Below are 24,948 nucleotides of genomic sequence, written 5' to 3'. Positions count from 1 at the left end.
CTTTTTCATATAGAACGGAAATGAGGGTAACATACATGAAGAGACTGGCGGTGGGAATCCTGGCGCACGTAGATGCGGGGAAGACAACATTATCAGAGGCGATGCTCTATGCGGGCGGCATGATCCGCCATCTGGGGCGGGTGGACAAGGGCGATGCGTTCCTGGACACATATGAATTGGAGAAAAAGCGCGGAATCACGATTTTTTCCAAGCAGGCGCGGCTTGCATGGGATGATATGGATGTGACGCTCTTGGACACGCCGGGACATGTGGATTTTTCAGCGGAAATGGAGCGGGTGCTTCAGGTGCTGGACTATGCGGTGCTGGTCATCAGCGGTTCAGACGGCGTGCAGGGGCATACAAGGACGCTGTGGCGGCTGCTGGCGCGCTACCAGATTCCGGCGTTCCTTTTTATCAATAAAATGGATCTGGCGCCGGGACGGGAACAGGAGGTCCTGCGCGACCTAAAAGAGTCGCTGGGCGGCAACTTCGTTGATTTTGGTGCGGACGGGACGGAAAGTTTCTATGAAGAGGCAGCAGTCAGCGGCGAAGCGGAATTGGAGGAATTTCTGGAGACGGGACAGGTGTCTAAAGATGCGATCCGCAGCCGGATTGCCAGCCGGGATCTGTTTCCGTGCTATTTCGGTTCGGCGCTCAAAAATACGGGTGTGGAAGAATTTATGCGCGGTCTGGAAGAGTATACGCTGGAACCGGCATATCCAGACGAATTTGGGGCGAAAATATTTAAAATTGTGCGCGACAGCCAGGGCGAACGCCTGACTTATATGAAGATCACGGGCGGCGTGCTGCATGTCAAAGACCGGATCGGCGAGGAAAAGGTAAATCAGCTCCGCCTGTATTCAGGCGATAAGTATGAGGCGGTGAGCGAGGCACCGGCGGGTATGATTTGTGCGGCAACGGGACTTTTGCACACGAAACCGGGCGAGGGGCTTGGAGTCTGTGAAATGGGCGCGGAACCGGTGCTGGAGCCGGTTTTGACGTATCGCGTCGAACTTCCGGAGGATGTGGATGCGGCGGCGATGCTGCCGAAACTGCTTCAATTAGAGGAAGAAGAGCCGGAGCTTCATATTGTCTGGGAGGAAGAAAAGAAAGAGATTCACGCCCAGATCATGGGCGAGATCCAGATGGAGATTCTGAAAAGCCTGATTGCAGAGCGTTTTGGGGTAAATGTCCGGTTTGGCGGGCGCAGCATTGTATATAAAGAAACGATCACCGATACGGTCGAGGGCGTCGGGCATTTTGAGCCGCTGCGCCATTATGCGGAGGTACATCTGCTTCTGGAACCGGGAGAGCCGGGCAGCGGGCTGGTGTTTGATACCGATTGCAGCGAAGATATTTTAAGTAAAAACTGGCAGCGGCTGGTGCTGACGCATCTGGAAGAAAAGATACACCGGGGCGTTCTGATCGGGGCGCCGATCACGGATATGAAAATTACGCTGAAATCGGGACGTGCCCATGTGAAACATACAGAAGGCGGCGATTTCCGACAGTCCGTGTATCGGGCGGTTCGTCAGGGGTTGATGCAGGCGCATTCGGTGTTGTTGGAACCGTTTTATGCTTTTCATTTGACGATACCGGACAAGATGGTAGGACGTGCGATGACCGACCTGGAGCGGCGGTTTGCCGTTTTTGAGGGACCGGCGCTGGAGGACGGGCAGGCAATATTAACCGGACGTGCCCCGGTATCGGCACTCGATGGATATCAGACGGAGGTGACGGCGTACACGGGCGGATTGGGACAGATGATCTGCACGCTCGATGGCTACGGACCGTGCCACAATGAAGAAGAAATCATTGCGGCAGCCGGGTATGATCCGGATGCGGATTTGGCAAACCCGAGCGGATCTGTTTTCTGTACGCACGGAGCGGGATTTGTCGTCAACTGGGATGAGGTCAAAGATTACATGCATCTGGAAAGCTGCCTGGGCGATTCCAATGGAAAACGGCGGATGGATGCGATCCCTGAGCTGGGTGCGCGCTCCTCGGATGGACAGGGCGGCGGCGCTTCGGAAGAAATGTGGATCGGAACGGACGAGGTCGATGCGATTCTCGCTCGCACCTACCATGCAAATAAAAAGGAAGACGGCGGAAAACGCCGGTGGGGCGGAAAGAGCAAACGCCCGGCGGAAACCTATGGTGCCGGAGTGTACGGAGAGACGGCGCGGAGGCAGGAAGCGGTGAGACAGAAGAGCGATTCGAAAGTCGGGACAGCTGAAACTTTGGCATCTGGAAGTGAAGGAAAATCGGGAAGTTCTGTGGCTGGAAATGCAGGAAAATTGGAACATGCAGGCAAAGCGCCGGAAAGTGGCGGAGCGGGCAGCAGAACCGGCGGCTCCAAAGGGAAAATGGCATCGGCGGTACGGGAATACTTGCTGGTAGATGGCTACAACATTATTTTCTCCTGGGATGAGTTAAATGAGCTGGCGAAGATCAACATTGATAGCGCCCGTGGTAAGCTGCTGGATATTCTCTGCGATTATCAGGGAAGCCGCGGTATCGAGGTGATAGCGGTGTTCGACGCCTACCGGGTGCAGGGACACCGGACGGAGGTGACGGATTACCACAACATTCATGTAGTCTTTACGAAAGAGGCGGAGACAGCTGACCAGTACATCGAGAAATTTGCCCATGAAAATGGGCGGAAATATACGGTGATGGTAGCGACCTCCGACCGTCTGGAACAGATCATCATCCGTGGGCAGGGCTGCGGGCTGTATTCGGCGCGGGATTTTGAGGAAGAGGTAGACCGTGTGAAGAATCAGACACGTGAGCATACCAACCGACCGCATAGCGGACATAAAAATTATCTGCTGGATTCGGTGCCGGAGGAGGTGCTGCGGCAGGTGAAGAAGGACGAGTAATGTATAAAAAGCGGATTTTCGTATAGATTACTCGAAGGCATGAATCAGATCCTTCTGCATAAATTTCATCAGTTCTGCTGCCGCAGGCGACTGCATTTCCCGTGCGGGGGCGGCGATGCCGATCTCAAAGGACGGGGAAGCGTCGAGCGGCAGTGTCACAACCGGTCCATCCCATTGTCGGGATAAAATGCGGTTGATCAGGGTAACGCCCATTCCTGCGGCGACCATCGTCCATGCGGTCTGTATCTTCTGCTGGCAGCGCTGGTTTACGCGGCTGCAATTATCACAACTGGATATTTTTCAAAGAAATATGATCCGCTTTTACTTGGAATCGTCCAGCTAGGGACGATGGGAGTGTGGACGCATTGGTTCTCCATGAGCAGATGACAACTTCCAAACTGCTCGGATGCTTGCTGATTATGGGCGGACTGCTGGTTCATTTTGCTCGCAGGGAAAAGAAAACCACAGTCAAGCTTGTATCATACAACTAAATAATCCGCATGAAGTAATACAGGGGGCTGACAGAAAGAAGATGGAGAAGATACCAGAAGCAGTCTTCAGAGAAGCAATTGCGAATGCTCTTATCCATAGGGTATGGGATGTGGATTCACACATCAGAGTTTCTATGTTTGATGACAGAGTAGAAGTTGTATCTCCAGCAATGAATCTTTCAACGGATTGGAAAGCACATTTAATCGTATAAATGTAGCAGAACTGCATAAAATAGTAAAGCAGACCTAACCAAGCTTTTTTGCTCAAACCGGTTAGGCTTTCGGCGAAGTGTTACGATAAGCACTTCGCCATTTTTTATGGTATAATATTCTGGAATAAGTACATGAGCCGGAAGTAGTGAAGTTTTAATGACTAAGGATGAATGGTACAGGCAGTTATTTGAGCGACTGGATAATTCAAAGTTCCGAAGCAGTTTTCATCTGAAACAGAAAGATATTGATTACATACATGAAAAAGGGTTGGATACAATCCGGCAACATGTAAAGGAATTTATTGCAAAGAGAGAAGCTCCCGCATATATAGCGAATGATGGTAAACAAACACCGATGAAAGGTCACCCAGTATTTATTGCTCAGCGCGCAACGGCAACATGTTGTAGGGAGTGCATACGAAAGTGGCATAAAATGCAGCCAGGCAAGGAATTGAGTCAGGTGCAGCAGGATTACCTTGTAGATGTAATTATGACATGGATTCAACGAGAAATGGAGAGGCAGGAACAAAAAATATGAGTTTGAAAAATGTATTGATCATTGTTGATAATATTGACGAATCAATTGATTTTTATGAAGAACTGTTTGGATTGCGTGTGATTACAAGGCTGGAAGGTAATGTAATAATGTCTGAGGGGCTTGTATTACAGGATGTAGATGTATGGTATGACAGTACAGAAATACCTACAACTCCACATAACAATATGACAGAACTTTATTTTGAAGATAATGATATAGAAGGTATTATTGAAAAACTGGAGTCTGGCAAGTATGTTGTAAGTTATGTTACGGAATTAATGGAACTTGAAGGTGGACAGAAGCTTGTAAGATTTTATGATCCATCAGGAAATCTTATAGAAGTACGAACACCAGTTAATCACAACTGATATGATGTGGATTTGAGGAAAAATATGCAGATATTTGTAGATGCAGATGCGTGTCCGGTAGTGGACATTGTTGAGACAATAGCAGGAAAATACAATATTTCCACCACATTGCTGTGTGATACGAATCATATTTTGTATTCTGATTACAGCGAGGTGATTGTAGTAGGTGCAGGAGCAGATGCTGTAGATTATAAGCTGATTAGTATTTGCCATAAAGGGGATGTAGTAGTATCTCAGGATTATGGTGTCGCTGCTATGGCTCTTGGAAAAGGTGCATATGCTATTCACCAATCAGGCAAGTGGTACACGAATGAGAACATAGATCAGATGCTTATGGAGCGACATCTTAACAAGAAGGCAAGGCGTAGCTCTCATAAGAATCATATGAAAGGACCGAGAAAGCGTACAGAAGAAGATGATGTACGCTTTGCACAGTCCTTTGAAAAACTTATACTGATGGCAAAGTCAAAAGAAGGTACTCAGAGTGGGACTATTTAAGAAAAAGATAGTTACAAAGACATATGATAAAGAAAATAAGAAACCAGTAATCAAAGCGAGCATATGTAATGGCGAGCAGGTTGCAGGCTTTAAGGACATTCATACAGGTAAGATAGAAGAGATTATGCTGATTAAGAACCAGGCAGACCTTGATGCATTCAAGAAAATGTATGGAATAAATGGAGAGATAGAGAAGGAATACTGATATGAATATACAGATATTTGGAACAAAGAAATGCAATGATACTAAGAAGGCGGAGCGTTTTTTCAAGGAGCGGGGCATAAAGTATCAGTTCATTGATATGAAAGAAAAAGGTATGAGCAAAGGAGAATTTAATTCAGTAGCTCAGGCAAATGGTGGATTAGAAAATATGGTTAATTGGGATGGCAAGGACAAGGATTTACTTGCTCTTATTAAGTATATCGCAGATGAAGATAAGCTCGACAAGGTGCTTGAGAATCCACAGGTAATTAAAACACCAGTAGTAAGAAACGGAAAGCAATCAACACTTGGTTATCAGCCGGATATCTGGAAAGGATGGAACTAAATGTACTTAATTAAGACTTTAATGGGAGACATAACAAAAGTAACAGAGGTGCAGGCAATCGTGAATGCAGCAAACAACTCTCTTCTTGGTGGAGGCGGTGTAGATGGTGCGATTCATAGAGCAGCAGGACCGGAGCTTCTGGCGGAGTGCAGGACACTTCACGGATGTGAGACTGGAGAAGCAAAGATAACAAAAGCCTATAATCTGCCATGTGATTATGTGATACATACTGTAGGAACGATATGGAATGGTGGAAGGAATAGAGAAGAGGAACTTCTTGCTAACTGCTATTTTAATTCCATGAAGCTGGCAATGGATAATGGAATCAGGTCTATTGCATTTCCTTCTATATCAACGGGAGTATATAGTTTTCCGGTTGAGTTGGCAGCAAAGATTGCAGTACATACAGTAAACGGGTTCTTGCAGGATAATCCGGACAGCTTTGATTTGGTGGAATGGGTGCTGTTTGATACTTATACTGAATCAGTATATGAAGCAGAGGTTGATAAGTTATATGACAAATAAAATGACAAAAGGGAGCTTTTATGTACGCTGAAAAAATAAATTATGATGATATTGAAATGTCGAGCAGGTTACGGAATATTCTCAGAAGAAATGGATTTGAGTCATTGGAAGTATTGAGAGAATATCCAAAGGAACATTTTATAAAGTTTCGTAATATGGGGCAGGCGGCACTACAGGAATTATATCAGATTTGTGAAGAGCAAGGCATAAAGCTTCATAGTGTGAGAGAATTTAAATTTTCTATTGGTTATATTTCACATCAAATTGGCGAGGAGATGATTTAGTGATTTCAAAGGTTGTATTTGAAATTAAAAATAGCATTAGAAGTTGGAGTGATCAGGAGATTTCTTTTTCTTCAAAAAATATGAGGAATGTTTCAATAATTATAAAGGATATAAAGTGTGAATTGGCTGTAGATGGAAATAGTGAAGATGACAATCTGCAGTAAATATGGATGAATTGAAACGAATTGCGATTACCTTTCACTCTTCGAAAGGACTGGAGTTTGAACAAGTAGTTTTGTTTGTGTCTGACTATAAACTGTCAAGTGAAGAAGATGTTTATAACCATTATGTTGCAGCCACAAGAGCTAAAACCAAGCTAATTTTGGTATATGTCAATGGTGATTGGAGTGCAGGCCAATTTGCAAAGAATATAAATAATATATTGGGGAAGTCTGGCTTAAAAATGAAGAATGTAGCAACTATAGTTAACTGTACCGAATGCATCAGTGATTAGGAAAAAAGGTCTCTCAATACCAAGTACGCATGGTATTGGGAGATCTTTTTCTTATAGGTGTACACGCAAAGCATTAGTTGACGCAATCCTAATCATGCTTTTATGTAAATCAGTGTATTTTACGGAATATCGTCGAAAACCTAAGTATCCTGTGGCGGCAAAAATCCAACAGCCAAACTCGGAAAATGTTGATATTTTTGCCGATGATGTGATATAATATGTAATAGATTAACGTAGTTTTGAGGATAGATTTTATGGCGGAGGATCATAGATGCGATATCTTTCAGTTGCTGAAATAGCGAAAAAGTGGGATGTGTCAGAGCGCAGTGTTAGAAATTACTGCGCCCAGGGGCGTGTGAACGGTGCGTTTCTTACCGGCAAGACATGGAACATTCCGAAAAACGCAGAAAAACCGGAGCGTATCAACAAAAGAAAAGAAGGACCAATTACTCTGTTGGATATTCTGAAAGAGCAGAAGGTAAGTAAATATTCCGGTGGAATCTACCATAAAACACAGATTGATTTGACATACAATTCCAACCATATGGAAGGAAGCCGCCTGACGCACGATCAAACCAGATATATCTTTGAAACCAACACCATTGGCGTAGAAAAAGAAGTGCTAAATGTGGATGACGTGATCGAAACAGCAAATCACTTCCGCTGCATTGACATGCTTATTGATCATGCAAAAGCAGCTCTGACGGAGAAGTTCATCAAAGAACTTCACTTGGTTTTGAAGAACGGCACCAGTGATTCCAGAAAAGATTGGTTTGCTGTTGGCGAGTATAAGAAACTCCCGAATGAAGTCGGCGGCAGGGATACAGCCCTTCCGGAAGAAGTTGCCGATAAAATGAAGGCCTTGCTGACGGAATATAGCGCTAAGGAAGAAAAGACCTTTGAAGATATTCTGGACTTCCATGTGAAGTTTGAGCGGATCCATCCGTTCCAGGATGGAAATGTACCATTGAGATACCAACAACAAATAGCGGCATAACAGCAGCAAACAACTTCATATCACATAAATACAGTTAAATAACATATAGAATTAGGAATACTTGAAAAACGGTATTCCTTTTTTATTTCCAGACGTTCAGAAATGAGCGTCTATTTTTTTACCCAAATGAAAGGAGAATCAAAAAATGAATAAGATATTGAAACGATTGCTTACAGGTGTTCTTACTCTCGCAACCGTCTTTACTGCTCTACCCACAACTGCTGTCCATGCTGCGGAAACACAATACTGGACAGAATCGGAGGAACGTGTCGGCATTGTTGAGAAAGTAATGAATGATGGTTCTATCGGCTCTACATTTAATGAGGGGCATATGACCGTTGAGGGCGAGGACGCTTATTGTATCGACATCAACACAGGCTTTAAGAATGGATATAAGACCAGAAGTGACGCAAGTACACGCATGACTGCCTACCAGATAGAGGACGTTGCTTTATCTCTTGAATACGTCAAACAGTATACGAAAAGCCATACAGGATTGAGCAGCCAGCACGCCTACCTTTTAAGACAGCTTGTAGTCTGGCAGAGATTGAGCGTCCATCTTGGGTGGAGCTGTGACAATGTACGAGCTTCCTATGATGAAATCTCAAAATCCGTGCAAGATGAAGTATTCGCCGGAGCGAAAGCCTTTGTAAGAGAAAATAAAGGACGCTATGACTGTTACGGTTATATCTACACTGGTGAGGGGCAGAATTTAGGACAGTTCTTCGCAGAGCTGGCTGTCGGCAATGGCAAGATTCAGAAATCTTCCAGTAATACCACAGTCACAAACGGGAATGACTGCTATTCTCTCTCTGGTGCGACTTATGGTGTCTATTCTGATAAAGGCTGCACGAAATCTGTTGCCACACTTACGACAAATGCCAATGGTAATACGGACACTGTGGAATTAAGAGCTGCGACATACTATGTGAAAGAAACGAAAGCTCCAAAGGGATTCCAGTTAGATAAGAACGTCTATACTATGACGGTCAAGGTTAATGAAACTACGACTTTAAAAGTCAGCGACAAACCAAAAGTCACTGACACTTTGGTTGAGCTTTTCAAGATTGATATGGAAATTTCCAAAGCTACGCCACAGGGTAACGCTTCTTTAGAGGGTGCGGAGTTCGTCTGGAAGTATTATGACGGTTACTATACAAAAGACAATCTTCCATCAGAACCAACACGCACATGGACGACAAAGACAATCGCTGAAAAAGACAGCAACAATGAAGTCCATTACATCACAAGATTAGCCGATTCCTACAAGGTATTGGGTGACAGCTTCTATACACAGAATGGTACTATCTGCTTGCCGCTTGGTACTATCACTGTAGAAGAAAAGACAGCTCCAAACGGTTACTTATTGGAGGGTGCTTATATGCAGGCTGCCGGAAGTTCTGAACAGATAAAAGGTGTCTATGTGGCACAGATTACAGAAGATGGTGAGCTTGCAGCGTTAAGCGGCAGCAACCAGTATTCCGTATTAGACAAGGTTATCCGTGGCGGTGTCAAAATCCAGAAACGTGACCTTGAAACCAAAGATACAAAAGCACAAGGCGGTGCGACTTTGAAAGATACTGCCTTTGAAATCATTTCCTTAAATGATAACGCTGTCTTGGTAGATGGCAAGTTATACAACAAGAATGAAGTTGTCAAAACAATCCATACTGGCGTTGACGGTATCGCTACAACTGCCGCCGATACATTACCATACGGAAAATACCGTATTGAGGAAAGCAACGCCCCAGAGGGATATTTGACGGACGGTGCAAAACCGATTGAATTTGAAATCACAGAAGATGGAAAAATCGTGGATTTAACAGATGAAGCACATTCCATCTACAACCAGATTAAGCGTGGAGATATTGAGGGTGTAAAAATCGGTGCTGGCACTCACAAGCGACTTGCGAATGTTCCCTTTAGGATCACAAGCAAGACGACTGGTGAGAGCCATATCATTGTGACAGACGCAAACGGTCAGTTTTCCACTTCCTCTGATTGGGTATCTCATAAGCAGAATACCAACGCCGGAAAGACCAGTGAGGACGGTATCTGGTTCGGTACTTCCACACCAGACGACAGCAAAGGTGCATTGCTCTATGATACTTACACAATCGAAGAATTACGCTGCGATTCCAACAAGGGAATGACGCTAATTCCGGCATTTGATGTAGTGGTGTCAAGAAATAAAGTAGTCGTGGATTTAGGTACGCTTACAGATGAATACGAGCCAGAAATCACTATCCATACGACTGCCACAGATAAGGTGACAGGTGAAAAATCAATCGTTGCTGGAAAGAACGTGACTATCGTTGATACTGTGACTTTAGATGGTTTGACAAAAGGCACAAAATATCAGTTGAAAGGCTGGCAAATGGTGAAATCTGAAAACGCACAGCTTTTGATTGACGGTAAACCTGTGGAAAGTAATTACACATTCACTGCGAAAAAATCAGAAATGGAAGTTGAGGTTTCCTATACGTTCAATGCTTCTGCTCTTGGAGGAAAAGACCTTGTGACATTCGAGGAATTGTACAACTTATCCAATCCAGACGAGCCTATCAAAGTGGCAGAACACAAGGACATTGAGGATGAGGGGCAGACCGTGACTATCGAAGAACGAGTGATTGAAATTCATACCAACGCTGTCGACAAAGCCACAGGTAAAAAGATGATTGTTGCTGGTAAAGAGGTAACTGTCATTGATACGGTCACTTTAGATGGTTTGGAAAAAGGTACAACTTATCAACTCAAAGGCTGGCAGATGGTGAAGTCTGAAAACGCACAGCTTTTGATTGACGGTAAACCTGTAGAAAGTGACTATACATTTACTGCAAAAGATTCTAGCATGGAAGTCCAGATTGCCTTTACATTCAATGCCAGTGAGCTTGCAGGAAAAGACCTAGTAACATTCGAGGAATTATACGATTTATCCAATCCAGACGAGCCTACAAAGGTGGCAAAACACAAGGACATTGAGGACGAAGGGCAAACAGTGACGATTACGGAACGTATCATCACTATGCACACAACCGCTACCGATAAGGCAACAGGTGAAAAGACGATTGAAGCAGACGACAAAGTAACTATCGTTGATACGGTCACTTTAGACGGCTTGGAAAAAGGCGTGAAATACACTCTTAAAGGTTGGGAAATGGTGAAGTCTGAAAATGCAGAACTTCTAGTGAATGGCAAGCGTGTAGAAAATGACCTTACCTTTACTGCCGAGGATTCTAAAATGGAGGTTCAGATTGAATTTATATTCAATGCTTCGGAGCTTGGCGGCAAAGAGCTTGTGACCTTTGAAGAATTATATGACGTAACCAATCCAGACAATCCTATCAAAGTAGCTGAACATAAGGACATCAAGGACGAGGGGCAGACGGTAACTATCAAAGAGAAGCCAGAATCCCCTACGACACCAGAAGAACCTAGCACACCAACAAAGACAAGCGATTCACCAAAAACAGGTGATAATACGCCATTTGTCGCATTATTCGCTATGATGGGAATTTCTGCTGCTGGTCTTATCTTTGCCGAATATAAGAGATTCCGCAGAGTAAAGAAATCTGACTGATACGGGAGGTAACAGCTTATGAAAGCAACAACCCGTTCACCGCCTATGATGGAAACGTCAGTCTGTGGCTGACATTATATCTAACTTCTGCTTGATTACGATTTATCTTTCTGAATGGGGATTGTCAAGGGTGCTTTCAGCACAACGCTTGCCCTTGATAATTCACAGGCAGACAGATATTATCCCGATAGCAGAATGACACTATATAACAAATCAATCAAAATCAAAAAGAAAAGAGGTAAACAATTTATGGAATTAAAACACGTTATCCCAAACATAGAAAAGACATTCGGGAACTTAGAGTTTGCAGGTGAGAATAAGGTGGAACAGCGTAGGATTAACGGACGTATGACGGTTGTTTCCCGCAGTTTCAACCTTTATTCGGACGTACAGAGGGCAGATGATATTATCGTGGTGCTACCTGCTTCTGCTGGTGAGAAGAATTTTGAATCAGAGGAAAAAGTAAAACTTATCAATCCCAAAATCACCGCAGAGGGTTACAAAATCGGTACAAGAGGATTCACAAACTATATCTTATCGGCTGACGATATGGTGAAAGCATAAGGAGGTAGAAACATTATGAGATTAGCAAACGGAATCATCATTGACAAGGAAAAGACTTTCGGAGTATTGAAATTCTCCGCATTAAGACGAGAGGTACATATCCAGAATGAGGACGGTACGGTTTCTGAAGAAATCAAGGAACGTACCTACGATTTGAAGTGTAAGGAGCAAGGACGCATGATACAGGTGAGTATTCCGGCTTCTGTTCCGTTAAAGGAATTTGACTACAATACAGAGGTGGAAATCATCAATCCTGTAGCTGATACGGTGGCAACCGCTACATTTCAAGGTGCAGACGTTGACTGGTATATCAAGGCAGATGATATTGTCTTGAAGAATAAAAACGGTCAGCCAGCCGGAAATAACCATGCTCCCAACAATCCGCAGCAGCCACAGCATAAAAAATAAAGAAAGGATTTAGCCTATGCTACGATTCAATAAACGTGGGAATCGAATCAGAGCCAGTGACAAATCACTGGTTTTTCGTTTCTCGGCTGGTTCACTGCTCCTGCTGTTCCTTACTGTGGTTATGCTGCTGAACCTAAAAACAATCATCACTACGGACTGGAAAGTAATCTCGCTTTTTCAAAATAGCAGTGTCCATCTGACGGTCACACCATATAGGATAATGACTATCGTTTTGGCAGCTTTGGTCTGTGTACTGGCTACCCTTTTCTATCGCAGATTCCAGTATGACAGAGTGAAACAGCTCTTTCACCGTCAAAAGCTGGCTCGTATGCTGTTGGAAAATGGCTGGTATGAATCGGAATCCACACAGGATAGCGGATTCTTCAAGGACCTGCCAGCTACTACTAAAAAAGAGAAAATCACCTATTTTCCAAAACTGTATTACCGTATGGAGCATGGACTTTTATATATCCGTACAGAAATCACATTGGGGAAATATCAAGAGCAGCTTTTACACTTGGAAAAGAAACTGGAAACAGGCTTGTACTGTGAGCTGGTTTCCAAAGAGCTGAAAGACAGCTATGTGGAATATGTGCTGCTCTATGATACGATTGCGAACAGAATCACTATCGATGAGGTACAGGCTGAACATGGCAGCTTGCGTCTGATGAAAAATGTCTGGTGGGAGTATGACAAGCTCCCACATATGCTAATTGCTGGCGGCACTGGTGGTGGTAAAACCTACTTTATCCTTACTATCATTGAAGCTCTGCTCCGCAGCAATGCGGTCATGTATATTTTAGACCCAAAGAACGCCGACCTTGCGGATTTGTCCGTTGTCATGTCGGAAGTCTGGTACAAGAAAGACGATATAACCGCCTGTATTGACAGGTTCTATGACGGTATGATGGCAAGAAGTGAAGCAATGAAGCTCATGGAGAATTACAGGACAGGTGAAAACTATGCCTATTTAGGACTATCGCCCCACTTCCTTATCTTTGATGAATATGTGGCGTTCATGGAAATGCTCACCACAAAGGAAAATGCTGCTGTCCTTAACAAGCTGAAACAGATAGTCATGCTCGGACGACAGGCAGGATATTTTCTCATTCTCGCCTGTCAGCGTCCAGACGCAAAGTATCTCGGTGATGGAATCCGTGACCAGTTCAATTTCCGTGTGGCTCTTGGGCGTATGTCGGAGCTTGGATACAGTATGATGTTCGGTGAAGTAGACAAGGACTTTTTCTTGAAGCAGATTAAGGGGCGTGGCTATGTTGATACGGGAAACAGTGTCATATCCGAGTTTTACACTCCCCTTGTACCCAAAGGACATGACTTTTTAAAAGAGATAGGAAGATTGTCACAAAACAGGCAGGACGGACAGGCGGCGTGCGGAGCGAAAGACGCAGGTACGGACTAGCCTGTGTTGGGGTGGCGTAAGCCGCCCCAACCATCTGCCCCCGTTATCTAACAGGGGGGCACAAATTATCTGGAAACAGTCAATTACATATCAAAAAGTCCTTGAAAACAGAGGACTTTTCAAACATTCAAAGGAGTGTGACAAAATCGGTAACTGTCACATTTCTTTTTCGATTGGAGGGATTGAAACTGAATGATACCGATTGGATAAACGATTTTAAGGAAAAACGGACGCAGTACGGCGTTTCCCAGAATCGTCTTGCAGTCATGGCTGGTATCAGTCGTGAGTATGTCAGCAGGATTGAATCTGGAAAAGTAGCCTTGACAGAAGAAATCAAGGGGAAATTCACGGACGCTCTGGAAAAGCTGAATCCAGAGAATCCGTTGGAAATGGTCTTGGATTACGTCAGAATCCGATTCCCCACACAGGACGTTCGGCACGTTGTTGAAGATATTCTGCAATTAAAGCTGGATGTAATGATACATGAGGACTACGGATTCTACTCCTATGCGGAACATTATGTGCTTGGTGATGTGTTCGTGCTGACATCACCCGATAAAGAGAAAGGCACACTGCTGGAGCTGAAAGGCAAAGGCTGTCGGCAGATGGAAAGTTATCTGCTGGCACAGCATAGGAGCTGGTATGACTTTCTCATGGACGCTCTGATGGAAGGAGGTGTGATGAAACGTCTTGACCTTGCCATCAACGATATGGCAGGAATCTTGGATATTCCAGAGCTGACAGAGAAATGCAACCGTGAAGAATGTATTTCCGTATTCCGCAGCTTCAAGAGCTACCGCAGCGGTGAGCTGGTGAGAAGCAATGAACAGGACAGATACGGAATGGGAAATACGCTTTATATCGGTTCGCTCAAATCAGAGGTTTATTTCTGTATCTATGAAAAGGACTATGAGCAGTATGTGAAATACGATATTCCGATTGAAGATACGAAAATCAAGAACCGTTTTGAAATCCGGCTGAAAAATGAGCGAGCCTATTATGCAGTGCGTGACCTGCTGACTTACCATGACGCAGAGCGTACCGCTTTTGACATTATCAACCGTTATATGCGGTTCGCTGACAAGGAGGTGGAGAAAAGACGCAGCGAATGGAAGACCAATGAGAAATGGGCGTACTTTATCGGCTCTGATCGTGGGCGTTTGAAATTGACGACCAAACCAGAGCCTTATACGCTCACTCGGACGCTGAACTGGATAAGCAGACAGGTAGCTCCCACTTGGAAAGTCTTACAGAAGATTGACAGTGCCAATGGCACAACTTATCTTAAAGACATTTTAGACCATGCGAAGCTCACCGAGCGTCATAAAAAGCTGATTGAACAGCAGACAACTTCCACAGAGGAAATGATTACAGAAACGGAGGAATGACAACATGAAGCATATCTTATTTGATTTATTCCTGTTCTCACTTGGGGCAGGATTCGGTGTAATTACCATGTGTCTTATGCAGGCAGGAGCAACCGCAGACAAAGAAATTGAAATGATGGAAAGGAGCAAAAAATAATGAATTTCGGACAGAACTTATACAACTGGTTTTTATCTAACGCACAGAGCTTGGTACTTATGGCGATTGCGGTTATCGGCGTGTATCTCGGATTCAAGCGTGAATTTTCCAAACTGATTGGATTCTTGGTGATTGCCTTAATCGCTGTCGGCTTGGTATTCAATGCTGCTGGCGTGAAAGACGTACTGTTGCAGCTATTCAATAAGATTATCGGAGCGTAATATATTGTTATCCCTCCTAGAGTTTTGATATACTAGAGAAAAGTCAATCTAAATCTGGGAGGGATAACCTTATGCTCCAATATGCTATAAAGAAAAGTTTTGAAGAAATGCAATCAGTAATTAAACTTGCTGAAACTGATTTAAACAATGATGAATTGAAAAAAGAAGTCAATTACAGAGTTGGTACATTTTTACATTGGCTATTAGATTATTATGAGTGGTTAGAAAAGACCTATGAAAAAAAGTTGGATAAGAACGATATTTCTTTTTTTAGCGGATTAAGATATGCAAATAATAAATTAAAACATGACCCTACTGTAATACAAATCTATGAACGTACAGGAGGTTTTTCTTTTCCGATTACATTTCCGCTATCCATTGAAAAAATTGAGTTTAAGTGGGGAAAGATTGATGTAGAAAAAAATCCAAAACGCCAAAATCAATATAATAATTACATTACTTATATTGAGGGGAAAGAAATCATCATTGTATCACAAAAAGCATTGAAACGACTAGATAATTATAAGTAGAACATACGAACAGCAGCTAAATAGTTGCTGTTTTTGTTTGCCAAAATCAAAGATTGGAGGACAACATGAAAACAGATATTTTTGAGGATATGAAAGAATGTATCGGCTGCAATGATGTTTCCGACCTGCCTTACCGCAAGCGTGAGGTATGGGAAGAAATCAAACGACAGCTACCGCTTAAATATCCTAAAGAACAGTTAGAAAAGTTTTCTCATTATGTGTTCGGTGTAGATTATGCTGTTATAATGGGAATACTGGAAATGAAAGGAAGTGACAGACCATGCAGGAAATGCGGGTTTACCTGTTAAATAATACAAAACCTTACCATGACGAGGACGATGGTTACTCTGGCGACTGGTTCAACTGCCCTGTGGATTTTGAGGAAGTCAAGGAAAAACTCGGCGTGGAACATGAAGAACAGATTGAGATTGCCGACTATGAGCTGCCCTTTGACTTACACAGCGATACGCCGCTCTGGGAAATCAACGCCAACTGCCGCATGGTGCTTGAATTGGAGGGTACGCCTATCGGCAATGAAATGAAAGCCATTCAGCAGAAATGGTTTTCCAGCTTCGAGGAATTTATCGACCACAAAGACGAGATACGCTACTATGATGTAGGTGACGGTGCAGCTCTGGCAGAATACCTTATCTGTGAGGAAAACGTATTTGGTGAGATTCCTCACGAACTGCAAAAGCACATAGATTATCATTCCTATGGAAGTGAGCTGGAACTGGACGACAGATACTTATTCACCACAAGCGGCGTGTTCCGCTACCAGTAAAGGGGTGATGTGGTATCGAAGAAATGCGAATCTATATTGCCAATCTTGGGAAATACAATGAGGGTGAGCTTGTAGGCGACTGGTTCACGCCGCCCGTTGATTATGACGAGATGGCAGAACGTATCGGCTTGAATGACAGGTACGAAGAATACGCTATCCATGATTATGAGCTGCCCTTTGAGATTGACGAGTACACCTCGATTGAGGAAGTCAACCGCCTTTGTGCAATGGTGGAGGACTTACCAGCGGACATACAGGACGAGTTATCGGAACTTCTCTGCTGTTTCAGCAGCATAGAGGAATTGTGCGAACACGCAGACGAGATTATCCACTATCCCGATTGTGACGATATGACAGACGTTGCCTATTACTTCATAGATGAATGTCAAAGTCTGGGTGAGATACCAGACAGAATCCGTAATTACATAGACTATGAAGCATACGGGCGTGACCTTGATATAGAGGGGCGTTTTGTCGTCACCAATCATGGCGTGTTTGAATTTCCATATTGACAACAACTGAATATTTTACTATCTGCCAGTGAAATGACACTGGTTATTTTTATACAGCAGCCTTGAAACACAGGCTGCTGTTTCCATGTAAAGAAAAATCTTCAAAGAAAGGAGCTGTGAAAATTGAAGAAAATCAAAAGCTATACAAGCATATGGAGCGTGGAGAAAGTCATTTACGCAATCAACGACTTTCAGCTCCCGTTCCCTGTCACGTTCAGCCAGATGGCTTGGTTTGTGGTGTCGCTGTTCGTGGTGATTCTCTTTGGGGAACTTCCGCCCTTTAACATGATTGATGGTGCGTTCCTCAAATACTTTGGAATCCCTATAGCGTTCACTTGGTTCGTGTCGCAAAAGACCTTTGACGGAAAGAAGCCTTTTGGATTCCTAAAATCCTGTGCGAGCTTTTTTCTCCGACCAAAAGTGACCTATGCTGGAAAAGCCATCAAATTGAAAAATGAGAAATTCAATCCCGTTATTACGACAGTTAGGAGTGTGATGTATGTTCCCGATTAAATATATCGAAAACAATCTGGTGTTCAACCATGACGGTGAGTGCTTCGCCTACTATGAGCTGACACCTTACAATTATTCGTTCCTGTCACCAGAAGAAAAGTACATGGTGCATGACAACTTCCGTCAGCTTATCGCCCAGAACCGTGACGGGAAAATCCATGCCCTACAGATTGCCACGGAGGACAGCTTACGTGCGGTACAGGAGCGTTCCAAAAAAAGAATCACGGGCAGGTTAAAAGAGATTGCCTGTAAAAAGGTAGACGAACAGACAGAAGCGTTGGTTGAAATGATTGGTGAAAATCAGATTGACTACCGCTTTTTTCTTGGCTTCAAGTTATTAGTCAATGAGGAAGAAATCAATCTGAAAGCCATGCGAAAATCAGCGGCTATGACCTTTACGGATTTTATCTATGAAGTCAATCACAAACTCATGGGTGACTTCGTTTCCATGAGCAATGATGAAATCAACCGTTTTCTAAAGATGGAAAAGTTCTTGGAAAGCAAAATCTCACGCCGCTTTCAGTTCCGCAGACTGGATAAGAACGACTTCGGCTATCTCTTGGAACATATCTACGGGAATACTGGCATTGCCTACAGTGACTATTCCTATGAGTTGCCAGTCAAGAAGTTAAAACGTGAAACGCTGGTAAAGCGATATGACCTTATCCGTCCGACACGCTGCATGATAGAGGAAAACCAACGATACCTAAAGATTGAGCGTGAAGATCAGACAACTTTTGTTGCCTACTTCACGATTAACAATATCGTGGGTGAGCTGGATTTTCCATCTTCGGAAATCTTCTACTATCAACAGCAGCAGTTCACGTTCCCTGTTTCCACTTCTATGAATGTGGAAATCGTCACCAATAAAAAGGCTCTGACGACTGTTAGAAATAAAAAGAAAGAGCTGAAAGACTTAGATAATCATGCGTGGGAATCCAACAACGAAACGGGAAGTAACGTCATGGACGCTCTGGATTCGGTGAATGAATTGGAAACAAACTTAGACCAGTCAAAGGAATCCATGTATAAATTATCCTACGTTATCCGTGTGGCTGCGGATTCTCTGGACGAGTTGAAAAGACGCTGTGATGAAGTCAAAGACTTCTATGACGATTTGAACGTTAAGTTAGTGCGTCCGTTCGGGGATATGCTTGGGCTTCATGGTGAGTTTATCCCGTCCAGCAAGCGTTACATCAATGACTATATCCAGTATGTGACTTCTGACTTTCTCGCCGGACTTGGGTTCGGTGCGACGCAGCAGCTTGGAGAAACGGACGGTATCTATATCGGTTACAACCTCGACACAGGAAAAAATGTGTACTTAAAGCCTAGCCTTGCAGCACAGGGCGTTAAAGGTTCAGTGACAAATGCTCTTGCGGCTGCTTTTCTCGGCTCGCTTGGTGGTGGAAAATCATTCTGTAACAACCTTATCATCTATTATGCGGTGCTGTTTGGAGGAAAAGCGGTTATTGTAGACCCAAAATCAGAGCGTGGCAACTGGCAGGAAACGCTACCCGATATAGCACAGGAAATCAAGATAGTTAATCTCACCAGTGAGGACAAAAACAGAGGACTTCTCGACCCGTATGTGATTATGAAGCGAACAAAGGACGCTGAAAGTCTGGCGATTGATATTTTGACATTCCTTACGGGTATTTCTTCCCGTGACGGTGAGAAGTTCCCTGTATTAAGGCGTGCAATCCGTTCTGTTACCCAGAGCAAGCAGCGTGGCTTGTTGCGTGTCATTGATGAATTGAGGAAAGACGGTTCTCCTGTGGCAGAAAATATTGCAGACCATATCGAGAGCATGACTGACTATGACTTTGCACACCTTTTATTTTCAGACGGTGATGTGGAACAATCCATCAGTTTAGACAGGCAGCTCAACATCATACAGGTGGCAGACCTTGTACTGCCGGATAAGGACACGAAGTTTGAAGAATACACCACAATGGAATTATTGTCCGTGGCTATGCTGATTGTCATTAGTACCTTTGCCCTTGATTTTATCCATTCCGACAGGAGTGTTTTCAAGATGGTGGACTTGGACGAAGCGTGGACGTTCCTACAGGTGGCACAGGGGAAAGCACTCTCTAACAAGCTGATTCGTGCCGGACGTTCTATGAACGCTGCTGTTTACTTCGTCACGCAAAACTCTGGTGATGTGGACGATGAAAAGATGAAGAACAATATCGGCTTAAAGTTTGCCTTTCGTAGTACAGACATAAAGGAAATCAAGAATACCCTTGAATTTTTTGGTGTGGATAAGGAGGACGAGGGAAACCAGAAGCGATTGCGTGACTTGGAAAACGGGCAATGCCTGTTTCAAGATTTATACGGGCGTGTGGGCGTTATCCAGATTCACCCTGTATTCTCTGACCTGTTCCATGCCTTTGATACCAGACCGCCAGTACAGACAGAAGAAACGAGGTGAAGCCTATGCGTAAGAAAAAGATAATTCGCTGGCTGCTCATTACTCTTGCGGTGATTCTCGGCGTGCTGGTGATTTTATCCATCACAGGCACAGTGGCTTATGCGGCTGGGCTGGTGGATAATACGGTGAGCGACAGCAACGCCTACTCTCAATATCCGCTGGAAAACTATCAGCTTGATTTCTATGTGGATTCAAGTTGGGATTGGCTACCGTGGAACTGGCTGGACGGTATCGGGAAAAGTATTCAGTATGGCTTGTATGCTATCACAAATTTTGTCTGGACGGTGAGCCTTTATATCTCCAATGCGACAGGCTATGTGGTACAGGAAGCCTACAAGCTGGACTTTATCTCTGATACTGCAAGCTCTATCGGAAAGAATATTCAGACGCTTGCTGGTGTGACTTCCAGCGGCTTTTCCAGCGAGGGGTTCTATGTGGGATTCCTGCTTATCCTCATTCTGGTAATGGGAATCTATGTCGCCTACACAGGACTGTTAAAAAGAGAAACCACAAAAGCCATTCATGCGATTATCAATTTCCTTGTGGTATTTATCCTGTCAGCGTCCTTTATTGCCTACGCTCCAAACTATATCAGCAAAATCAATGACTTTTCCTCAGATATAAGCAGCTCGGCATTATCGCTCGGAACAAAAATCGTGCTGCCCGATTCCAACAGCAAAGGAAAAGACAGCGTGGATTTGATTCGTGACAGCCTGTTTTCCATACAGGTGAAACAACCGTGGCTGTTACTCCAATATGGGGAATCGGATATAGAAACACTCGGCTCTGACCGTGTGGAAAGCCTGTTATCGGAAAGTCCAGACACGGACGACAGAGAGGACGTTGTGATTGATGAAATCGAAGATAAGGACAATGACTATCTGAGTGTCACAAAGACCATGACACGTTTAGGTATGGTGGTATTTTTATTTATCTTCAATATCGGTATCTCGGCATTTGTCTTTCTGCTTACCGGCATGATGATTTTCTCGCAGGTACTATTCATCATTTACGCTATGTTCCTGCCGATTAGTTTTATCCTCTCCATGATACCGACTTATGAGGGTATGGCAAAAAAGGCTCTTACAAAGCTGTTCAACACCATTATGATGAGAGCCGGAATCACGCTGATTATCACCACAGCTTTTAGTATCTCGACTATGTTTTACTCCATTTCCTCCGGCTATCCGTTTTTTATGGTGGCGTTTCTACAGATAGTTACCTTTGCCGGAATCTACTTTAAATTGGGTGACTTGATGGCAATGTTCAGTCTGCAATCTTCCGATACACAGCAAGTCAGCAGACGAATCATGCGTCACCCGTATATGTTTCTCAATCGCAGAGCAAGACGCTTGGAGCGTAAAATCGGAAGAACCGTTGCGGCTGGTGCTGCTGGCAGTGTAGCTGGTGCGGCTGCTTCTTCTTCCAGCTCTACGAAAAAAGCAGACAGTACCAAACAGGCAGGTAACACGCATACGAGAGCAAATCACAATACTTCTGCTTCTTCTGGTGGAGGTAGCAGTAAACCGCCAGCTTTGCCGGATAATATGAACCAGAAGAAAGATTCATCAAAATCAGAAGTACATAGCAGTTCTACCAGTCAGACACAAGAATCACAATCTACCTCAAAACGTGGAATCGTGGATAAAAAATCAGTATCGAAACAGCCGCAGTCAGAGAAACAGAATCCGCAGCGTCCGATTGTGGATAAGTCACAGGACAAGCAGGAATCAAAGGATAAGGAGCGACAAGACAGCGGATCAGCGACAAAGAGAGCTGCCCCGGTGCATGAGCGACCAGCGACAACGCCTGTTCCTGTAAAATCGGATTCACAGGCGGCAGCTTCAAAGCAGGAGCAGAACGTCAAGGAGCGTCCTGTCACGGTGACAAAGGAGCAGCCGCAGTCAAATAAGAGCAAAGAGCCTGTAACAAAATCACAGGAGAATGTGAGAACACAGGTTATCAGAGAATCCCGTTCGGCAGATAAACATTCGGGAGCTGCTACAGATGGTTCACGACAGACAGTACAGAGAAAATCACAGACAAAAACCGTCCAGAAAAAGACCACAAATCAATCATCAATGAAGAAATCTACCAGTAAGAAAGGCGGCAAGAAATGAAGTTAAGGCATTTTGCTGTGTTCGGTGGGATTTTCACGGTGATTATCTGTCTGCTCCTGTTTTTGTTTATCGTGACCGCAGATGATGAAGAAAGCGGTTCTTCCAATCTTGATTTTTCTGGACTGAACCTGTCACAAGAAGTCTTGAAACATCAGCCTACAGTAGAAAAGTATGCAAAGGAATACGGAATCTCTGACTATGTGAACTATCTGCTTGCGATTATGCAGGTGGAATCCGGCGGCACTGGCACGACAGACGTTATGCAAGCCAGTGAATCTTTAGGATTACCGCTTAACTCCCTATCCGTGGAGGATTCCATCAAACAGGGGTGTAAATACTTCTCGGAGCTTTTGAAATCCGCAGAAGCGAAAGGCTGTGACATCAACACAGTGGTACAGTCCTATAACTATGGCGGCGGCTTCATTGATTACGTTTCCAGTCATGGGAAAAAGTACACCTTTGAGCTGGCGGTCAGCTTCGCAAAGGATAAATCCGGCGGTGTCAAAGTCACCTATAAAAATGAGATTTCCATAAAAGAAAATGGCGGCTGGCGTTACAAGTACGGGAATATGTTCTATGTAAAATTAGTCAGTCAGTATTTGGCTGTGCCTAGTTTCAGTGACGCAACCGCACAGGCAATCTTCAATGAAGCGTTGAAGTATCAAGGCTGGAAATATGTCTATGGCGGCAGCAATCCCAACACTTCTTTTGACTGTTCGGGATTGGTTCAATGGTGCTATGACAAGGCTGGTATCAGCTTACCTCGTACCGCACAGGCACAGTATGACGCTACACAGCACATACCGCTGTCACAGGCAAAAGCTGGTGACTTGGTGTTCTTCCACTCAACCTATAACGCTGGAACATACGTCACTCATGTAGGAATCTATGCAGGAAACAACAGAATGTATCACGCTGGCGACCCTATCGGATATACAGATTTAACAAGCTCGTACTGGCAAAAGCATTTGATTGGTGCCGGACGGATGAAAACCAAATAAGAAAGGAATGGTGCTATGCTATTTAAGAAAAAGGATAAGGAATCAAAACCTAAAAAAGAAAAGAAAGTGCCTGTGATAAAAGTAGGTACGCATAAGAAAACCGTGATTGCCTTATGGCTGGTGCTGATTGCCAGTATCAGTTTTGGGGTGTATAAGAATTTTACCGCCATTGATATGCACACGGTACATGAGAAAGAAGTCATTGAGCAACGTATCATTGATACCAACAAGATAGAGAATTTTGTCAAGGCATTTGCGAAGTCCTACTATTCTTGGAGCAACACACAGGAATCCATTGATAAAAGAACCGCAGCCATCAACCAGTACCTTACAAAGAGCTTACAGGATTTGAATGTCGATATAGTACGACAGGATATACCTACAAGCTCTACGGTGACGGACGTTAAGATTTGGGAGATTGAAGCGGCTGGAGCGGACGACTTTACCGTTGTCTACTCGGTAGATCAAACGGTAACGGAGGGAGAAACTTCTATCGGTTACACTTCCGCTTACATGGTAGTGGTTCATGTAGATGGTGACGGAAATCTGGTTATCACACAGAATCCGACCATCAGCAGCATACCAACAAAATCCGTCTATGAACCAAAAGTCAAGGAATCGGACGGAACGGTGGACGCTGCCACTACGGAGGAAGTGACAGAGTTCTTGGAAACATTCTTTAAGCTGTACCCTACCGCAACAGAAAAGGAGCTTGCCTACTATGTATCGGAAAATGTACTTGAACCTGTAAACTGTGATTATGTGTTCTCGGAGTTGGTAAATCCAATCTTCATAAAAGATGGTGAACAAGTGAAAGTATCGGTATCAGTGAAATATCTCGACCAGAGGACAAAGGCAACACAAATTTCACAGTTTGATTTGACGCTGGAAAAAGATAGTAACTGGAAGATTGTAAAATAACATGAAGAAAAGCGTGTATTTCCTATAAATAGGGAGTACACGTTTTTTTGAGAAATTACTATTAGCTATTGACAAAGCAAAAAAAACTAAATATAATAGCAACTAATAGTGATAGATAAAATTGGAGGTGATTCTTTTGAACAATAAAGAAATGGCAAAACAGTTATTTATGCTTGTTGGTTTAATGCAACGTGAGCCTATTAAAAAAATGCAGAAAATATCACAAGGCGAAATGGCAATGCTTGGTTTTTTAACGTATGAAAAAAGTGAGACAAATCCAAAAGAATTAAGCGAGCGTTTCAACTTATCTACTGCAAGAGTGGCAAATACGTTGAACAGTTTAGAACGTAAAGAATATATAAAACGTGTTCATGATTCTTTTGACCGTAGAAAAGTTATGGTTTATATAACAGAAAAAGGAAAAGAAGTTTTTACTGAAACAGAAAAAGAGGCATTAAATGAATTTAGTAAATTATTATCTTATCTTGGTGAAAATGATTCTTTATGTTTGCTAAAAATCGTCGATAAAATAGAAGCATTTTACAGTCAAAAATAATGTGTTAACTATGCCAACATACTATTTGTTGGCAAATATTTAACGCATATGCCTATCACT

At 43.7% G+C, this 24,948-nt stretch carries 31 protein-coding genes; 30 read left to right on the top strand and 1 reads right to left on the bottom strand.

The window, feature by feature from the left end; genetic code table 11:
- Positions 1–35: 35 nt before the first annotated feature.
- Positions 36–2,882 (top strand): TetM/TetW/TetO/TetS family tetracycline resistance ribosomal protection protein, encoded by a 2,847-nt coding sequence (locus tag DXD12_RS10580; RefSeq protein WP_118638335.1) that lies wholly within the window; start codon positions 36–38, stop codon positions 2,880–2,882.
- A 27-nt stretch (positions 2,883–2,909) separates the two neighbouring features.
- Here the strand turns inward: DXD12_RS10580 and DXD12_RS10575 are convergent, their stop codons facing one another.
- Positions 2,910–3,128: a LysR substrate-binding domain-containing protein gene (locus tag DXD12_RS10575; RefSeq protein WP_279221054.1), complete on the bottom strand. Its 219-nt coding sequence runs from the start codon at positions 3,126–3,128 to the stop codon at positions 2,910–2,912.
- A 110-nt stretch (positions 3,129–3,238) separates the two neighbouring features.
- On the opposite strand from DXD12_RS10575, the gene DXD12_RS15800 reads away from it, so the two are divergent.
- The 29 genes from DXD12_RS15800 to DXD12_RS10440 all read left to right on the top strand — a co-directional run bounded on the left by DXD12_RS15800 (position 3,239) and on the right by DXD12_RS10440 (position 24,888).
- Positions 3,239–3,373, top strand: a complete 135-nt coding sequence (locus DXD12_RS15800) for a hypothetical protein (RefSeq protein WP_279221053.1) — start codon at positions 3,239–3,241, stop codon at positions 3,371–3,373.
- A gap of 41 nt (positions 3,374–3,414) precedes the next feature.
- Positions 3,415–3,585 (top strand): hypothetical protein, encoded by a 171-nt coding sequence (locus DXD12_RS10570; protein ID WP_243105380.1) that lies wholly within the window; start codon positions 3,415–3,417, stop codon positions 3,583–3,585.
- A gap of 157 nt (positions 3,586–3,742) precedes the next feature.
- Positions 3,743–4,123: a DUF4186 domain-containing protein gene (locus DXD12_RS10565; protein WP_118638333.1), complete on the top strand. Its 381-nt coding sequence runs from the start codon at positions 3,743–3,745 to the stop codon at positions 4,121–4,123.
- Positions 4,081–4,491 (top strand): VOC family protein, encoded by a 411-nt coding sequence (locus tag DXD12_RS10560; protein ID WP_337376326.1) that lies wholly within the window; start codon positions 4,081–4,083, stop codon positions 4,489–4,491. The genes DXD12_RS10565 and DXD12_RS10560 overlap by 43 nt, the downstream gene beginning before the upstream one ends.
- 24 nt (positions 4,492–4,515) lie before the next feature.
- A complete protein-coding gene (locus tag DXD12_RS10555) occupies positions 4,516–4,989 on the top strand; it encodes a YaiI/YqxD family protein (RefSeq protein ID WP_118492479.1) in 474 nt (157 codons plus the stop codon).
- Positions 4,976–5,194, top strand: coding sequence for an aspartate dehydrogenase (locus DXD12_RS10550; RefSeq protein WP_118492477.1), 219 nt, complete (start codon positions 4,976–4,978; stop codon positions 5,192–5,194). The genes DXD12_RS10555 and DXD12_RS10550 overlap by 14 nt, the downstream gene beginning before the upstream one ends.
- Before the next feature lies 1 nt (position 5,195).
- The gene (locus DXD12_RS10545) at positions 5,196–5,537 is read left to right on the top strand and encodes an arsenate reductase family protein (RefSeq protein ID WP_118492475.1); all 342 of its coding nucleotides are present in this window, start codon (positions 5,196–5,198) and stop codon (positions 5,535–5,537) included.
- Positions 5,538–6,062, top strand: a complete 525-nt coding sequence (locus DXD12_RS10540) for an O-acetyl-ADP-ribose deacetylase (protein WP_118492473.1) — start codon at positions 5,538–5,540, stop codon at positions 6,060–6,062. It abuts the gene before it with no gap.
- A gap of 20 nt (positions 6,063–6,082) precedes the next feature.
- A complete protein-coding gene (locus tag DXD12_RS10535) occupies positions 6,083–6,346 on the top strand; it encodes a DNA-directed RNA polymerase subunit alpha C-terminal domain-containing protein (protein ID WP_118492471.1) in 264 nt (87 codons plus the stop codon).
- Positions 6,346–6,510 carry a hypothetical protein gene (locus DXD12_RS15365; protein WP_182430852.1) on the top strand — a complete coding sequence of 55 codons (165 nt, stop codon included), beginning with the start codon at positions 6,346–6,348 and terminating at the stop codon, positions 6,508–6,510. Before DXD12_RS10535 ends, DXD12_RS15365 begins: the two co-directional genes overlap by 1 nt.
- A gap of 2 nt (positions 6,511–6,512) precedes the next feature.
- On the top strand, positions 6,513–6,800 hold the full coding sequence (locus tag DXD12_RS10530) for an ATP-binding domain-containing protein (protein ID WP_118492469.1): 288 nt from the start codon (positions 6,513–6,515) through the stop codon (positions 6,798–6,800).
- Between the two features lie 271 nt (positions 6,801–7,071).
- Positions 7,072–7,797 carry a Fic family protein gene (locus tag DXD12_RS10525; RefSeq protein ID WP_347561383.1) on the top strand — a complete coding sequence of 242 codons (726 nt, stop codon included), beginning with the start codon at positions 7,072–7,074 and terminating at the stop codon, positions 7,795–7,797.
- 145 nt (positions 7,798–7,942) lie between these two features.
- Positions 7,943–11,377, top strand: coding sequence for a VaFE repeat-containing surface-anchored protein (locus tag DXD12_RS10520; RefSeq protein WP_118638332.1), 3,435 nt, complete (start codon positions 7,943–7,945; stop codon positions 11,375–11,377).
- A 249-nt stretch (positions 11,378–11,626) separates the two neighbouring features.
- Entirely contained in the window at positions 11,627–11,941 is a 315-nt protein-coding gene (locus DXD12_RS10515; RefSeq protein WP_117739544.1) for a YdcP family protein, read from the top strand.
- A 15-nt stretch (positions 11,942–11,956) separates the two neighbouring features.
- Positions 11,957–12,349, top strand: a complete 393-nt coding sequence (locus DXD12_RS10510) for a YdcP family protein (protein ID WP_009203304.1) — start codon at positions 11,957–11,959, stop codon at positions 12,347–12,349.
- 16 nt (positions 12,350–12,365) lie between these two features.
- Positions 12,366–13,769 (top strand): FtsK/SpoIIIE domain-containing protein, encoded by a 1,404-nt coding sequence (locus DXD12_RS10505; RefSeq protein ID WP_118638331.1) that lies wholly within the window; start codon positions 12,366–12,368, stop codon positions 13,767–13,769.
- Between the two features lie 173 nt (positions 13,770–13,942).
- On the top strand, positions 13,943–15,157 hold the full coding sequence (gene mobT, locus DXD12_RS10500; protein ID WP_243105383.1) for a MobT family relaxase: 1,215 nt from the start codon (positions 13,943–13,945) through the stop codon (positions 15,155–15,157).
- Positions 15,158–15,161: 4 nt separating this feature from the next.
- On the top strand, positions 15,162–15,293 hold the full coding sequence (locus tag DXD12_RS10495; RefSeq protein WP_118638329.1) for a DUF3789 domain-containing protein: 132 nt from the start codon (positions 15,162–15,164) through the stop codon (positions 15,291–15,293).
- Positions 15,293–15,514, top strand: a complete 222-nt coding sequence (locus DXD12_RS10490) for a hypothetical protein (protein ID WP_005363222.1) — start codon at positions 15,293–15,295, stop codon at positions 15,512–15,514. The genes DXD12_RS10495 and DXD12_RS10490 overlap by 1 nt, the downstream gene beginning before the upstream one ends.
- Positions 15,515–15,585: 71 nt before the next feature.
- Entirely contained in the window at positions 15,586–16,044 is a 459-nt protein-coding gene (locus DXD12_RS10485; RefSeq protein WP_118638328.1) for a hypothetical protein, read from the top strand.
- Between the two features lie 65 nt (positions 16,045–16,109).
- On the top strand, positions 16,110–16,352 hold the full coding sequence (locus DXD12_RS10480) for a hypothetical protein (RefSeq protein WP_118638327.1): 243 nt from the start codon (positions 16,110–16,112) through the stop codon (positions 16,350–16,352).
- On the top strand, positions 16,325–16,828 hold the full coding sequence (locus DXD12_RS10475) for an antirestriction protein ArdA (RefSeq protein WP_118638326.1): 504 nt from the start codon (positions 16,325–16,327) through the stop codon (positions 16,826–16,828). The genes DXD12_RS10480 and DXD12_RS10475 overlap by 28 nt, the downstream gene beginning before the upstream one ends.
- A 14-nt stretch (positions 16,829–16,842) precedes the next feature.
- Positions 16,843–17,340, top strand: a complete 498-nt coding sequence (locus DXD12_RS10470) for an antirestriction protein ArdA (RefSeq protein ID WP_331470812.1) — start codon at positions 16,843–16,845, stop codon at positions 17,338–17,340.
- A gap of 123 nt (positions 17,341–17,463) precedes the next feature.
- Positions 17,464–17,853, top strand: coding sequence for a conjugal transfer protein (locus DXD12_RS10465; protein ID WP_118638324.1), 390 nt, complete (start codon positions 17,464–17,466; stop codon positions 17,851–17,853).
- The gene (locus DXD12_RS10460; RefSeq protein WP_118638323.1) at positions 17,840–20,290 is read left to right on the top strand and encodes an ATP-binding protein; all 2,451 of its coding nucleotides are present in this window, start codon (positions 17,840–17,842) and stop codon (positions 20,288–20,290) included. The genes DXD12_RS10465 and DXD12_RS10460 overlap by 14 nt, the downstream gene beginning before the upstream one ends.
- A 5-nt stretch (positions 20,291–20,295) precedes the next feature.
- Complete coding sequence (locus DXD12_RS10455) at positions 20,296–22,410, top strand: YtxH domain-containing protein (protein ID WP_118638322.1); 2,115 nt, start codon at positions 20,296–20,298, stop codon at positions 22,408–22,410.
- A complete protein-coding gene (locus tag DXD12_RS10450; RefSeq protein WP_118638321.1) occupies positions 22,407–23,411 on the top strand; it encodes a bifunctional lytic transglycosylase/C40 family peptidase in 1,005 nt (334 codons plus the stop codon). The genes DXD12_RS10455 and DXD12_RS10450 overlap by 4 nt, the downstream gene beginning before the upstream one ends.
- 15 nt (positions 23,412–23,426) lie before the next feature.
- Positions 23,427–24,332 (top strand): conjugal transfer protein, encoded by a 906-nt coding sequence (locus DXD12_RS10445; protein WP_118638320.1) that lies wholly within the window; start codon positions 23,427–23,429, stop codon positions 24,330–24,332.
- 136 nt (positions 24,333–24,468) lie between these two features.
- Positions 24,469–24,888 carry a MarR family winged helix-turn-helix transcriptional regulator gene (locus DXD12_RS10440; protein WP_118638319.1) on the top strand — a complete coding sequence of 140 codons (420 nt, stop codon included), beginning with the start codon at positions 24,469–24,471 and terminating at the stop codon, positions 24,886–24,888.
- The last annotated feature ends 60 nt before the right edge of the window (positions 24,889–24,948 follow it).

It is taken from the genome of Clostridium sp. TF11-13AC (genome assembly GCF_003481065.1).
Classification (GTDB): domain Bacteria; phylum Bacillota; class Clostridia; order Lachnospirales; family Lachnospiraceae; genus Otoolea; species Otoolea fessa.
This window is presented reverse-complemented; position numbering and strand designations above follow the sequence as displayed.